At 40.7% G+C, this 14,071-nt stretch carries 10 protein-coding genes and 1 tRNA gene; 4 read left to right on the top strand and 7 right to left on the bottom strand.

All coding sequences use genetic code 11. From position 1 onward, the window contains the following. Positions 1-8 precede the first annotated feature (8 nt). The gene (locus VK664_RS29290) at positions 9-1,145 is read right to left on the bottom strand and encodes an ornithine cyclodeaminase family protein (protein WP_461402297.1); all 1,137 of its coding nucleotides are present in this window, start codon (positions 1,143-1,145) and stop codon (positions 9-11) included. Between the two features lie 677 nt (positions 1,146-1,822). Between VK664_RS29290 and VK664_RS29295 the strand changes: the two genes are divergently transcribed. Next, complete coding sequence (locus tag VK664_RS29295; protein WP_461402298.1) at positions 1,823-3,304, top strand: hypothetical protein; 1,482 nt, start codon at positions 1,823-1,825, stop codon at positions 3,302-3,304. Between the two features lie 33 nt (positions 3,305-3,337). On the opposite strand, the gene VK664_RS29300 is transcribed toward VK664_RS29295, so the two are convergent. From VK664_RS29300 to VK664_RS29325, 6 genes are all read right to left on the bottom strand, one after another. Continuing rightward, entirely contained in the window at positions 3,338-3,622 is a 285-nt protein-coding gene (locus VK664_RS29300) for a hypothetical protein (RefSeq protein WP_461402299.1), read from the bottom strand. 278 nt (positions 3,623-3,900) lie between these two features. Beyond that, positions 3,901-3,974, bottom strand: a tRNA-Arg gene (locus VK664_RS29305). Positions 3,975-4,104: 130 nt separating this feature from the next. Then, positions 4,105-6,015 carry a glucosamine-6-phosphate deaminase gene (gene nagB / locus VK664_RS29310; RefSeq protein ID WP_461402300.1) on the bottom strand — a complete coding sequence of 637 codons (1,911 nt, stop codon included), beginning with the start codon at positions 6,013-6,015 and terminating at the stop codon, positions 4,105-4,107. 278 nt (positions 6,016-6,293) lie between these two features. Continuing rightward, positions 6,294-7,715, bottom strand: a complete 1,422-nt coding sequence (locus VK664_RS29315) for an alpha-L-fucosidase (RefSeq protein WP_461402301.1) — start codon at positions 7,713-7,715, stop codon at positions 6,294-6,296. 38 nt (positions 7,716-7,753) lie between these two features. Beyond that, positions 7,754-9,412: a beta-N-acetylhexosaminidase gene (locus VK664_RS29320; protein ID WP_461402302.1), complete on the bottom strand. Its 1,659-nt coding sequence runs from the start codon at positions 9,410-9,412 to the stop codon at positions 7,754-7,756. A 156-nt stretch (positions 9,413-9,568) separates the two neighbouring features. Beyond that, positions 9,569-11,449, bottom strand: a complete 1,881-nt coding sequence (locus VK664_RS29325) for a CocE/NonD family hydrolase (protein WP_461402303.1) — start codon at positions 11,447-11,449, stop codon at positions 9,569-9,571. A gap of 77 nt (positions 11,450-11,526) precedes the next feature. Between VK664_RS29325 and VK664_RS29330 the strand changes: the two genes are divergently transcribed. The 3 genes from VK664_RS29330 (at position 11,527) to VK664_RS29340 (ending at position 13,987) form a co-directional block, all read left to right on the top strand. Beyond that, the gene (locus VK664_RS29330; RefSeq protein ID WP_461402304.1) at positions 11,527-12,009 is read left to right on the top strand and encodes a nuclear transport factor 2 family protein; all 483 of its coding nucleotides are present in this window, start codon (positions 11,527-11,529) and stop codon (positions 12,007-12,009) included. 159 nt (positions 12,010-12,168) lie between these two features. Further along, positions 12,169-13,185: a N(4)-(beta-N-acetylglucosaminyl)-L-asparaginase gene (locus tag VK664_RS29335; protein WP_461402305.1), complete on the top strand. Its 1,017-nt coding sequence runs from the start codon at positions 12,169-12,171 to the stop codon at positions 13,183-13,185. A 64-nt stretch (positions 13,186-13,249) separates the two neighbouring features. Beyond that, on the top strand, positions 13,250-13,987 hold the full coding sequence (locus VK664_RS29340; protein ID WP_461402306.1) for a copper homeostasis protein CutC: 738 nt from the start codon (positions 13,250-13,252) through the stop codon (positions 13,985-13,987). Positions 13,988-14,071: the final 84 nt, after the last annotated feature.

A 14,071-nucleotide genomic window follows, 5' to 3' on the forward strand; every position in this document is an offset into this window, starting at 1 on the left:
TTTGTTTTTTAACCTTGTGCGGACAATAAGCTTACTGCCTTTTTAATATGGGAATCTGTGTTAGCTGTTTTTAAGTTTTCGGCTTTTAAAAAATCATATGGATTCTTGGTATCACCCGGTCTATGTTCAATTTCCAATTCTTGTCCCAAACCCAATTCCGAAGCGCAATCCAAAAATAAATCCATTACAACCTTATCTTCTAAAGCCCATCCGGTTGAATCAAACACGGTTCTTTCATTTTGCAGATATGCATATTTGTCTGAGTTTTGGACAACCTCAATCAATCCAGCCCCAATATCTTTTTGCTCAAGTTGTTGACATTCGCCTTCAACGATTGCCTGCCCGATAAAGTCAGGACAAACAAAACATTTTTGCAGTAACTCAAGTGGAATTTCAACCTTGCCAGGAAAATCGGAACCGACTGCGTTGATATGTAAATGCGGTTTTGTTTCGATATTGGAAAACAAAGGACCGGCTCCGATATCAATTGATGTTGCCGTGCATAAAATGTCTGAATTTTTAACGATCTCTTCAATAGTCGTACTCAAAAAATCAATATCTAAATTCAATGCCGAACACCGTTTTTCAAACGAGGATGAAGCATTCGGATCAATATCGTAAATTAAAACGCGCTCGATTTTGAAACACAGAGAAATTGCATGAAGTTGTGTAATTGCCTGGGTTCCGCAACCTATCAATCCCAAAATAGAGCTTGTCGGTTTCGCCATCAATTTACTTGCTACCGCCGATGCCGCTCCCGTGCGGATTGCAGTCGCCAAAACTCCGTCAATCAGAGCACAGAGATGTCCTGAATTAGTATCGTACTCAGAAATTGTCGAAACAATTGTTGGTAAATTAAATTTGCCTGGATTAGATGGATGGTATCCGACTACCTTTATTAAAACTTTCCCGCCTTGATCGTCCTGGTTATAGAGAGGCATCCATTCAATCAAACCTGGTTCTGGCTTTTCATATTGAAATCCGCTTCGAACGGGAATAGATAATTTTTGAGGATTGTAATCGTTGATGGCAGTTCTTAATCGTTCAACCAGCGTCATCATAGTCCAGTCAACTCCAAAATGCCGCAAAATTTCCTGAATATCGAAACTTGATAAGACTAGGGTTTTGTTTTTATCTGCACGCATATTGTTTTGGCTGACGCAATCTTTCTACTTGAAGATCATATTTTTTGGGGTCTTAACAAATATAATTCTTTGAAATCTAAAACAAACTGGCAAATGTTGCAAGTTTTAGCTGATTAATGATGATAAACCTAAACAAAATGCCTCCTTGTGAGACAGCCATTATGAGTTTTTTGTCATTGCCTTCAAGTGGATATTATCTGACCTCTATCCTTTGAGCGAACACCTAAAATGTAAGGTCCACCATCTGTCGCTTGCAGGCGGCAAGATTAATGGTAGGATATGGAGTGTATCGTTATGTACGTAAAACAGGAGAGGCTGGATTTTATCGCTGTATATTTTGAATCTCAAGGTAAAGTACATTTACTTTCTTCGTAAGGATAGATATTTGTGTACCTTAAAGACATTGTTCGCTGCCTAAAGCCTTCAATTTCCTTTCTTGTGTACTGTGGATTCACCCTTCTTTCAGGTTAAATTTTATTGAACAGTTACACATCTGTTTTACAGCGTTTGTTATTAAGTTAATGATGCACTCTTTTATGTTGAAATTAACGACCATTTACCAGTTTTGGCTCAAACAATGGGCAGTTGAGAGCTTAGCAGAAAAGCCGGACCTTAAATCGTTTCTTGTTCGTATCGGAAGTGTGCTTTTTCTTTATGTGATTTTGGACAGATCCTTGATGAAAGTAACTAATCTTTCTTTTATAAATTACCAGGGACCTTTTATTTATTTTGCTTTCTTAAAACATATTTTCACAACCTGGTATCTCTTATTTGTTATTATTTCAGCGTTCACTTTATTTTTGTTCCGCAAGAACTTATTTTGTTCCTGGACAGACTTTCCTAAAGGAAAACTTATCCGCTTTTTAGTAATCATAGCTTCCGGAACCTTAACCTGGGTTTTTGCCACCTATAATTACAATCTGTATTATGACCAAGGTCATTATTTTGACCGAGTCTTGCTATTTATTTTTCTTTTATTCATCTATTGGCGACCTGTTTTTGTTTTACCCTTTCTAACAATTCTCCTCCCGATTATTTGGCAATTTACAGTTTTACAAGGCTTTTCATTTGCAATCCCTTTTCTCCCAATTCGTCTGCTAACTCTTTTCAGCTCTTTCTTCCTGATTTATCTGTTAGTCAAAAAACTCCCAATCGCCGATTTTGTTTTTTTAGCAGGTTGTTTAATAGCAACCCATTATTGGGTTCCGGGATTTGCAAAATTTAGACAAAACTGGATTTTATATGACCAGCTAAATTTCCTTTTGCCCGCAACCTATGCCAATGGTTGGCTTGGATTTTTAGACTCACAAACCATCTCATTAATCACCCAAAAATTAGGCTATTTTAATATCCCTTTGAAAATACTGACTTTGATGTCTGAATTCGGCTCTATGTTTTTCTTTTTGAATCGCCATTCGGTTAAATTTTTTCTTTGCGGCTGGGTAGTTTTTCATTTAGGCATTTTCTTTGTCACGGGGATCTTTTTCTGGGTATGGATTTTATTGGATGGAGCTTTTTTGTATTTGTTCCTCAAAAAAGATGGAATTTCAACCTTGCCCATCTTCAACCTGAAATACCTGATTGTTTCAATGATTTTAATTATCAGCGGAAGTCTTTGGAGCAGACCTGTAGTTTTAGCCTGGTTTAACGTTCCTGTAACTTATACGTATCGATTTGAAGCAGAAACCGAAGGTGGAAAAACTTATAAACTTCCCCCGAAATTTTTTGCTCCGTTTGATTATCAATTCACCTTGGGATCTTTTGCCTATTTAGACAATAAACCTTTAATGTCAATTGTTTGGGGTACTTCCTCAGACTATAGTATTAGTAAACAAATTATGAAGCTGGACTCAGATGAATTACTTTTTTCTTTTGAAGAACAAAATGGAAAAATTTGTTTTGATGAAAAATCAAAAGAAGCATTTAATCTTTTTATACAACAGTATATCCAGCATTGGAACAAACACTTTTCCAACCAGACCTATTTAAGCTGTATAGAAGCCCCGAGATTTCTATGGACTTTTCCAACCTCAGCCAGTTTTGAACAATCAAAACAACCAATTAAACGCATAAAAGTTATTCAAGTTATGTCCTTTTACAACCATGGAAAATATAGTGAAATTCGCGAAACAGTGGTTGACAAAATTTCAATTGATTGATCAACCGCGCAGGAAAAATCCATTGTTTGTTTTTTAACGTTGTGCGGACACTAAGCTCACTGCCTTTTTAATATGGGAATCTGTGTTAGCTGTTTTTAAGTTTTCGGCTTTTAAAAAGTCATAGGGATTCTTGGTATCACCCGGTCTATGTTCGATGTCCAACTCTTGTCCCAAACCCAATTCAGAGGCGCAATCCAAAAATAAATCCATAACAATCTTATCTTCTAAAGCCCATCCGATTGAATCAAACACGGTTCTTTCATTTTGCAGGTATGCATATTTATCACTGCAAAGCTGTGTTTGTTGTTCATCGTCCATTTGTTTAATTAAAAAATGTTCGGTGAATACTTGTCGGTGAATGTCAATGAAAATCGTTTCTGAAATTCAAAGATTTTCACAACTGGGTCTTTTGAATTGCAGTCTGGCAGCGCCTTTTGGTGAAATTCGGCATTGAATTTTTATCGAACCCGGGTAACTCCCGATTTACTCACCAGAATTATGATAACATTTGATATAATCTGACACTCCCAAAAACAAAAAACCCAGCAAAATCAAGTGTTTTGCTGGGATCTGATATCATTTGATATCTCATGTTGTGACCGCGTCAGGATTCAAACCTGAAACCTTCTGATCCGTAGTCAGATGCTCTATTCAATTGAGCTACGCAGCCGAAATAAACCAGATTTGCATATCTGCAGGCTTATTTTAATTGGACGGCAAAAATAAGGCAAATCGTAATAACTCCCAAGGTAATTTAAAGAAATCCATTGATTTACTTATGCATCCGGGAGCACAACAAACTAGTAATGCCACCTCACAAACGCCTCAACAGCAGCATATTTAGTTAATCCAAGCTTGGCATACAGCTCAGCTGTCGCCGCATTACGGTCCTCGGCCCGCTGCCAGAACTCCCGGGTATCTGAACCCTGGAAGGGAACCATATCTTTTTGCGACTGGTGTATGAAAATTCCGAAACGTTTTTTCATCACCTGGTCCGGACTCATCGGGATAGCCATTTCAATCTCACTTATATCCCATTCCTGCCAGGCTCCCTTGTACAACCACATCCAGCAATCTTCCACCCACGAGTCAGCCGCATTTCCGGAGGTTTTTATACGTCTTAGCGCTTCAAACACAATATCAAGGCAAACTTTATGAGTACCATGCGGATCGGCCAGGTCGCCGGCGCAAAAAACCTGCTGAGGTTTCAGTTTTCGAAGCAGTTCCACGGTAAGCACAACATCTTCTTCACCCATCGGTTTCTTTTCGATGGTCCCGGTCTCATAAAACGGCAGGTTCATGAAATGATAATTATCGTCGCTGATTCCAACATAACGGCAGGTGGCTTTTGCTTCACAGCGCCTGATCAGACCCTTGATAGCGCGAATTTCGGGCGTATCTACCTGGTTGGATTTTTTACCCATCAGGTAAGCCCGCGCAGTATTTAAAATCTCCTGGGACTTTTTACTTTCCATCCCAAACATTTCTTCGAACCCAACAGCGAAGTCCATAAATCTTGTGACAAACTCATCCGTCACCGCAATATTCCCTGAAGTCTGGTAAGCAACATGCACGTCATGACCCTGGTCGTGCAGTCGCTGAAATGTTCCACCCATTGAAATGATGTCATCATCAGGATGCGGAGAAAATATAATAACTTTTTTCGGATATGGCTGCGAACGTTCAGGATGATTCGGCAGCAAAGCATTTGGCTTACCACCGGGCCATCCCGTAATAGAGTCACGCATCATATAATATACCTGGAGGTTCAGCTGGTAGGCATCACCCTCTTCAACCAGCAGATCGCTCAGGCCGGAATCACGGTAGTCATTATTGGTTAGGCTAAGCAAAGGTTTACCTGTTTTAAGCGAAAGACCGATCACAGCCTTACGGATCATCTTCGGCGTCCAGTCCAGTTCACCGGTGAGCCAGGGAGACTTATAACGGGTAAGCTCAGCCGCAGAGGCTTCATCAAGTATAAAAACACATTCATTGTGTTGTTGTAGTAATGATGCCGGTATCTGTTCTGTTACCTGGTCTTCCACAGCTTTTTGAACAACCACAGCCTTGCCCTGGCCCCAGGCCATCAGCAAAACGCGCTTTGCTTTCATAATGCGCGAGATGCCCATGGTAATAGCCAATCTCGGAACCTGCGTAATGTTGGCAAACTCATATGAATTTGCAATACGTGTTACATTATCAAGCGTAACCAATCTTGTCTTGGAAAAAATACTTGAACCGGGTTCATTAAAACCAATATGCCCGTTGTTACCTATCCCGAGCAATTGAAGATCGATACCACCCAGATCCTCTATCGTTTTTTCATAAGCCATGCAATAGGCTTTGATATTTTCTTTTTTTATCTCCCCATTCGGTATATGAATATTTGCAGGATCGATATCTACATGATCAAGCAAATGAAATTTCATGAAGCGGTTGTAACTCTGCAGCGCATCATTATCAATAGGGTAGTATTCATCAAGATTAACCGAAACTACATTTTTAAAACTCAGACCATCCTCTTTGTGCATCCGCACCAGTTCAGCATAAACTGATTTTGGACTTGATCCTGTTGCCAGTCCAAGTACACATTTTTCTCCGGTGCCCTGCTTTTCCCTGATCAGGGCAGCCATTTCATTGGCGATATACTTCGAGCCTTGTTTAAGGTCTGGATATATCGTTACCGGGATCTTTTCGAATGCGTCTACCATACTCATGCTTGATTAAGGTTTTAGTGGAATGCCGCAAATTTAAAGTCTATTTATGGAAGATCTCGCAATTTGTGCCACGAGTTGTAAATTATTTGAAATTTTATTGAACAAAATCTAATGAAGCAAAACCCTTGCTTCAGGACCATTGTCAAGCCTTTATTAAGTTTATTTTGAGGGAAAATAAAAACCTGGTTATGAACAATCAAATGCACAGAACCATACACAAAAGAATAATTCACAAAAGAATCATAAACAATGTTAATTGAAACTAACATTGCCTATTGAATAATAAAACAATAAGCATGTTTTTGATTTTTAATTTTAGGATCGTTAGATGGAAGATTGATAACGATCTCATCATTCGTGGCCGACCATTTCAATTTACCTTTATAACCAGCAAGCGAAATCACTGCTTTTTTTGATGGAATTATACCCTTAATGGTAACAGTGTTGCCCGTCTTCACACTATCTTCGAGCAGGTAAAATGCATACTGCTTTTTGCCATCTTTGCTTTGGGTAAAAAACGTGTTTGAAGAAGAATAAGGCGCAATGGATTTGCTATTATATATCCCTTCACTGTTTACCGTCATCCATTCACCAATTTCATTGAGTCTTTCGTATGCAACGGGATCCCAGTCTCCATCAGGACCAGGGCCGATATTCAATAAAAAATTACCGCCCCTCGAAACCACCTTTACCAACAAGTGGATGAGCTGGTGGGCCGACTTGTATTTATCATTTGGAACATAACTCCACGAATCACCCATGGTCATGCAGGTTTCCCAGGGATAGGATAGGGGTTCGTGAGGAACCTCCTGTTCCGGTGTGGTATAGTTTTCAAACTCCCCCGGCACACTGCGGTCAACAACTATTAAACCGGGCTGATGACTCCTGGCCATAGTAGCAATCTTCCGCATTTCGATGTCCTGGTCAGTTTTAATACCCTTCTGCCAGGAGATCGATGTGTCTACTGTTGATAAGGGCCGCACCCAACCTCCGTCGAGCCAAAGGATATCAATCTTACCATAACCCGTCATTAATTCTTCAATCTGTTTATAGGTAAAGTCTTTAAAAGCAGTCCATCTTTCGGGATATTTCACTGGTTCGTAATTTACATTACGGTCCTTTGGTGGGAAGTATGGCCACCAGTAGTCTTTGTTATGCCAATCAGGTTTAGAAAAATAGGCACCGGCAAGGAAGTTCTCTTTCCGGAAAGCATCAAACACTTCTTTCGCGACATTGCTTTTGGGGTTCGATGAAAATGGCGTTTTTGGATCAGTGATTTTATAGTCGCTTTGTTTGGTGTCAAACATATTGAACCCGTCATGATGTTTGGTGGTGAACACAACGTATTTCATGCCGGCTCGCTTCGCGGCCGCAGCCCATTTTGCGGGATCGAATTTCACCGGGTTAAAAGTGGTTTGCAGTTTTTCATAAGCTTGCACGTATTCGAAATACTTGTTTGCATATGGACCGCGGCGTTTTGTCCAGTCTTCATCTTCAGGGCAAAGACTCCAGCTCTCAACAACTCCCCACTGACTATAAGTACCCCAATGCATAAACAATCCAAATTTCAGATCCTGCCATTGTCCCAGTTTTTCAATGACCAGCGGATCAGTAGGGGCAGTGTATTTATGCTGTGCTGAACTGGTCCCGAAAGCGAAAACGTAAACGAATAAAACGAATGATCTTAATTTCATTTCTTAAAGATTTAAGCAGCGATGGCAGTGGGTAGCGGTTATTTTTGAGGATCTGATTCAGGATCAAGATGGGCCTTGCTATACGTGGTTCCCCAAAGATCATATCTTTTAAACTGGGTAGCCAGGCGTCTTGTAAAATCATCATAATTCTTTTTCTCCTGCGGGCTCCAGTAAACTTCAGACAAGGCGGTAGCTCTTGGAAAGATCATGTATTCAAGTTTTTTAGGATAACGAATGTATTCTGTCCAGACATTGAACTGTGCTCCGAAAATATATTTATGATATTCCGTTGCCAACTCCGATGGAAAAGGGTTATAGTTATAAACTTTTTTCAATGGCAGGAATCCACCTATCACCACTGAGTCTTCTTTTTTGGTTTGGGAATAGTCAAGGTAAACATAGGTGGTTGGCGTCATCACCACATTGTGTTTTAACATAGCTGCTTCTATACCACCTTTTTCGCCCCTCCAGCTCATTACTGAAGCATTTGGCGCGAGCCCTCCCTCCAGGATCTCATCCCAGCCAATCATTGACCGGCCCTTGCCGTTCAAATGTTTTTCTATTCGGGTAATAAAATAACTCTGTAATCCATGCTCATCTTTTAAACCTTTTTCTTTTATTAGATTCTGGCAAAACTCAGATCTTTTCCAATTGTCTTTCGGACATTCATCACCACCGACATGAATTAACTTTGAAGGAAATAATTGAACAACTTCATCGAGTACATCTTCCAGGAATTTAAACGTCTCTTCAGATGGTTTAAATACATCAGAGTGTACGCCCCAGATTTGTTGAACCTGCTTGCCGGTACTGTCACCATGCCAGGTTGTTTTTGCAGGATGTTTTGTTGACTCTTCCGGAAAACAGCTTAGATAGGGGTATGCCGCTATAGCTGCTGAAGCATGACCCGGCATCTCGATCTCAGGAACCACTGTTACATAACGTTTGGCAGCATAAGCAACTACATCTTTGATCTGATCCTGTGTATAAAAGCCGCCATGACGGATGCCATCATTTCCTTTACCAGGGTATCTGCCGATCAGGCTGCCGTTTCTATAACCACCAACCGAAGTAAGTTTTGGATACTTTTTTATTTCAATGCGCCAACCCTGGTCGTCGGTCAGGTGCCAATGGAAATGATTCAGTTTATGGAGTGCTAAGTAGTCAATAAAATGTTTGACATACTCAACCGTAAAAAAATACCTGGCCACATCAAGCATAGCTCCACGATAACTGAAACGGGGATAGTCTTTGATCTCAACAAATGGAATATTTAATGAAGTCTTTTTTTCTGTTGGTAATAACTGGATAAGTGTTTGCACGCCATAGAATGCACCGGGTTCATTGTCACCTGCAATATAAACACCTGCATTGTCAACTTTCATGGTATAGTATCCTGGTACCGGATGTTCTGCCTTTTCAAAGTTGAGACGAATGGCATTTTTTGACTTGCTGTCTTTTACCACCTTCAATGAAAATCCATAATATTTCTTCAGATAACCATTCAGGAATTCTGCGGAATTCTCAAGTCCCGAACCTGATAAAACCAATTCTGTTTTTGATGAGATGGTAAACTGGCCTGTCGACGTTTTGATCTCCACCGGTTGCGGAATGATATCCGGTGCCTGGCTAAGTCCGCGCAACGTCAAAAATGTTAGAAAAACAGATAAAACCAGAGACGATTTTTTAATGATCATGGTTAATTATGATTTAGATATTTCAAAGAAAAAACGTTTATTAGTGATGAGTTATGAGTGATGAGTTATGAGTGAGTTATGAGTGAGTGATAAGTTATGAATGATGATCCTTTCATAACTCATAACTCATAATTCATAATTCTCTTGAGGCCACTTTTATCGGACTATTGGCAAAATCACATTACTTGAGTAACTGCCATCATGAAAGATACGTATCGTTGCTTTTTGAAAGTCGCTTTCGTTGGCATGATAGATATCTACAAATTTTTGTGGATTACGATCAACCAGGGGAAACCAACTGCTTTGAACCTGTACCATCAGCCTGTGCCCTTTTTTGAAGGTATGAGCAACATCAGGTAATGTAAATTTCACTCTTTCAACTTTGTTGGGTGAAAACGGTGATGGTTGTTCATAGCTGTTACGGAATTTCCCACGCATTACTTCACCACGTACAAGCATCTGGTATCCGCCCATCAGTGCCTGGTTTGGCAAAGCATCCGGGATTGGTTCCTTATACTGAAAGCTGTCTGGAAAAACATCTATTACTTTAACGATAAAATCAGCATCGGTCCCGCTGATGCTTGTCAGAAGGTCAGCAACCAGTGGCCCGGCCAAAGTCATGTCTTCATTTAAGATATCTGTCTTAAACACAAGTACATCAGGTCGGCGGGCTGCAAAACGTTGATCATCGATCATATACTCACGGGTACGGTCAGTGCCTGTTTGTTCAACATAGGGAACCGGTTTGGATGGATCACTGATGTATTCAGTGAATGAATTTTTTCCGGTTGGCTTTGTGAAAGACAACTTACCATCAGCACCGAGATAAACAGGAACATCTTTTTTCTCCGCCATTGGCCATGATGGTAGTTTGCGCCATTTGTTTTCACCTGTAAAAAAGATTGTTGCTTCAGCAAGCTTTGGGTCGGCGCCTTTGCCTTTAAGATAATAGTTAAAGAATGGAATTTCGATATTATCCTGGTACCACTCAGATGTTTTTGAACCAAACTGGATATTTCCAAGATAAGCGCCACCAATAGGCGAGGACCACTGACCGTGATACCAGGGACCCATCACAATACGATTATTTGTTGACGGACTCTTCTTTTCGATAGCTTTATACAGGTTCCATGCGCCATAACAATCCTCTGCATCGAACAATCCGCCTACGATCAACATGGCAGGCTTTACATCAGAAACATGATTCATCGGGTTACGTTGTTTCCAGAATGTATCATAGTTAGGATGACTCATAAGATCTTTCCAGAATTTGATACTGTCGCCCATGATCGTAGTAAGGTTTTTTACCGGCCCGGTTCTGAGGTAAAAATCATAGGCATCGGGTGTTGGAAAAGTGTAGGCTTCAGGTCCCACAGTTGTCGGTGCCGGCCGTGGCTGGCCAAAACCTTTGTAAAAAGCGAAACCATCCATCTGGAAAAATGCACCGTTATGATGGAAGTCATCACCAATAAACCATTCAGTAACCGGGGCCTGAGGGCTAACAGCCTTTAATGCAGGATGCCCGCTTAATGCAGCCATGGTACTGTAAAAGCCGGGATAAGAAATTCCCATTACTCCTACATTGCCATTGTTGTTATCAATATTTTTCACGAGCCAGTCTATGGCGTCGTAAGTATCACTGGCTTCATCGGTATCCTTATTTGTTTTTTTATTCGGATTAAAGGGCCTTATATCCACAAAATCACCTTCACTCATCCATCTGCCCCTGACATCCTGCTTGATGATTATATAACCTTCCCTGAGATAATAACGATAATAGGTATTCCAGTAAGCGGATCGTTCATTCTCTCCATAAGGAGCACAAGAATAAGGGGTGCGCATGAGAAGGATCGGGTGTTTTTCCGAAGCATCCTTGGGCATCAGGACCGAAGTAAAAAGCTTTATTCCATCACGCATTGGGATGTATAGCTCCTTTTTTACATAATTTTCGAAGAACCAGGTGGAATCCTGTGAAGCCTGGCTAAAACCTTTGATCGCAATGCTGGTGAAAATTACAAAAACGATAAATTTCCTCATTTGAGCTTAATTTTATCAATTAACAGTTTTGGAGGTTTAAATTTAGCGAATGTTCACCAACCCTTATCTTACAATTTATGCAGGCCCATAAACAACTGATCGAAAATTTTTACACCGCATTCAGTGAGCTCAATGCTGACAGGATGATTGAGTCATATCATGACGAAGTGGTGTTTTGGGATCCTGTATTTGAAAATCTCGACGCGCGCAAAGCAAAAGCCATGTGGCACATGCTCTGCAGCAGTGCAAAGGATTTTTCATTGGATTTCAGGGATGTGAAAGCGGGCGATGAATACGGTTCATGTAATTGGGTAGCTGTTTATACTTTCTCAAAAACGGGCCGGCAGGTGATCAATGACGTTAAGGCACATTTCAAATTTCATGAAGGCAAGATAGTGGAACACATGGATGATTTTGATCTCTGGAAATGGAGCCGTCAGGCACTTGGTACAACGGGTGTTTTATTAGGCTGGACACCATTTATACATAATCGCATTCGTAATGCGGCAAAAGCGGGACTCAAACATTACCTTAAGAGAAACACTTTAAGAGAGATATGAATTATGAGTTATGAGTTATGAAAGAAGTTGTGAATGATGAGTGGTTTGAATTCATATTTTATTTCATAATTTTTTGGAAGGGTAGAGCGATAGAGAGGACATAGTAACAAAACAGGTGATAGTAGTAATCAGGTCATAGAAGTAAAATTATACAAACAGATGCAGCAGAGAAGAGCGTTTATTAAGAATACATTTATAGGGTCGGCGGGTTTATTGGTTTCGCCTGAATTGCCGGATTTTGTATCGGCACCGGTAAAGGACAATCCAATTGTTATTTCGACCTGGGATTTTGGACAGGCGGCTAATACGGAAGCCTGGAAAACGCTTGGCAACAAAGGACGGGCAGTAGATGCGGTTGAAAAGGGTGTGATGATCCCGGAAGCAGATCCCACAAATCAATCTGTGGGCTATGGGGGATTGCCTGATCGTGATGGTCGTGTTACCCTCGATGCCTGTATCATGGATGATAAATACAATTGTGGTTCGGTGATGTGTCTTGAACATATCATGCACCCGATTAATGTTGCAAGGCTTGTGATGGATAAAACACCACATGTTGTATTGGTGGCCGAAGGCGCGCTTCAATTTGCACTGGCAAACGGATTTAAAAAAGAAAACCTGTTAACTCCTGAAGCTGAAAAGGCCTGGAAAGAGTGGCTTAAGAAAGCGGAATATCAACCCGTGATGAACATCGAAAACCAACTTTATAAAAAATCTGATTCATCTATGCCTGGTGGCAAAGACAATCATGATACGATTGGGATGTTAGCGCTTGATAACAGTGGTAATATGGGCGGGGCCTGTACCACCAGCGGAATGGCTTTCAAAATGAAAGGAAGGGTAGGTGACTCACCAATCATCGGGGCCGGACTCTATGTTGATAACGAAGTCGGGGCAGCTACCTCCACCGGTGTTGGTGAAGAGGTAATTCGTATTGTCGGATCGCACCTGGTTGTTGAACTGATGCGCCAGGGCCATTCGCCTGAACAGGCTTGTAAAAAAGCTGTTGAAAGAATCATCGCCCGCAATCCTGCAAAAGCAAAGGAAGTACAGGTTGGCTTCCTGGCATTAAATAATAAAGGTCAATATGGCGCATATGCATTACAGAAAGGATTTACTTATTCAGTAAAAAGCGGTAAAGAGGATAAGGTATATAATGCGAAAAGTGTTTATTAGTTGAGCGTTCATTTCATGTGAAAAGCGATTATTAGGTGAGGCCTGGATAAAATTTTTATTTCTCATGTTTTTAGAGGTTTGTGCTTTTAATATTCAATCAGCTATCATAGCTGAAAAAGTTGGTGCGATCCGAGCTGAGTTGTGTGATAATCCGATCGAAGGAGGAACCACACCAAGTTATGGTGCTATCCACGCAACCCGTCGTAAAATAAGTATTGAATTATACCCGATCATCAGACCGCGTGCCGGCAGTTATTTTTATGATGATGATGAGTTTGGGATGATGTTGAAAGACATTGAAATGTGCAAACAGTTAGGCTGTGACGGTATTTCCGTTGGTGTTCAAAACAAAGACGGAACCATCGACGCAGAAAGATTAAGAATCATTGTAGATGCAGCCTATCCAATGGGCGTGACCTGTAACCGCGCATTTGATGCGGTTCCGGATCCATATACCGCACTCGAAACGATCATCGAAGCTGGTTGTGAGCGAATACTTACCAGCGGTTTAAAGAGTGCTGCTCCTGATGCAACCGAAATGATAGCTGAGCTTGTGAAAAAGGCAGATGGAAGAATCATCATTATGCCTGGCGCAGGTATTAATTCAGGCAACATTGAAAAGATGGTGAAAGAAACCGGCGCGCAGGAGTTTCATACCTCCGGCCGTATTAAAATGAACGATGCTGCTACAGCGGATCACTATGTGTTATATCAAAATCCGGCTATCCTCGATATTGGTAACGTATTTGTTTCATCAGAAGAAGAACTGCGAAGAATCATAAATACTTTATCAATTCCCTAAATGCAACAAGTCACTGTTTTTACTACAGTGACTTGTTACATTTATTGAAATATCGTATTGAAATATCGATGAAACCGATGAATT

Origin of the sequence: Flavitalea sp. (assembly GCF_035489435.1) — a bacterium.
GTDB lineage: Bacteria > Bacteroidota > Bacteroidia > Chitinophagales > Chitinophagaceae > DATHKG01.

Coding starts and splice junctions, on each gene's coding strand:
- VK664_RS29290 (WP_461402297.1), bottom strand. CDS start 1,145: ATGCGTGCAGATAAAAACAAAACCCTAGTCTTATCAAGTTTCGATATT.
- VK664_RS29295 (WP_461402298.1), top strand. CDS start 1,823: ATGAAAGTAACTAATCTTTCTTTTATAAATTACCAGGGACCTTTTATT.
- VK664_RS29300 (WP_461402299.1), bottom strand. CDS start 3,622: ATGGACGATGAACAACAAACACAGCTTTGCAGTGATAAATATGCATAC.
- nagB (WP_461402300.1), bottom strand. CDS start 6,015: ATGGTAGACGCATTCGAAAAGATCCCGGTAACGATATATCCAGACCTT.
- VK664_RS29315 (WP_461402301.1), bottom strand. CDS start 7,715: ATGAAATTAAGATCATTCGTTTTATTCGTTTACGTTTTCGCTTTCGGG.
- VK664_RS29320 (WP_461402302.1), bottom strand. CDS start 9,412: ATGATCATTAAAAAATCGTCTCTGGTTTTATCTGTTTTTCTAACATTT.
- VK664_RS29325 (WP_461402303.1), bottom strand. CDS start 11,449: ATGAGGAAATTTATCGTTTTTGTAATTTTCACCAGCATTGCGATCAAA.
- VK664_RS29330 (WP_461402304.1), top strand. CDS start 11,527: ATGCAGGCCCATAAACAACTGATCGAAAATTTTTACACCGCATTCAGT.
- VK664_RS29335 (WP_461402305.1), top strand. CDS start 12,169: ATGCAGCAGAGAAGAGCGTTTATTAAGAATACATTTATAGGGTCGGCG.
- VK664_RS29340 (WP_461402306.1), top strand. CDS start 13,250: ATGTTTTTAGAGGTTTGTGCTTTTAATATTCAATCAGCTATCATAGCT.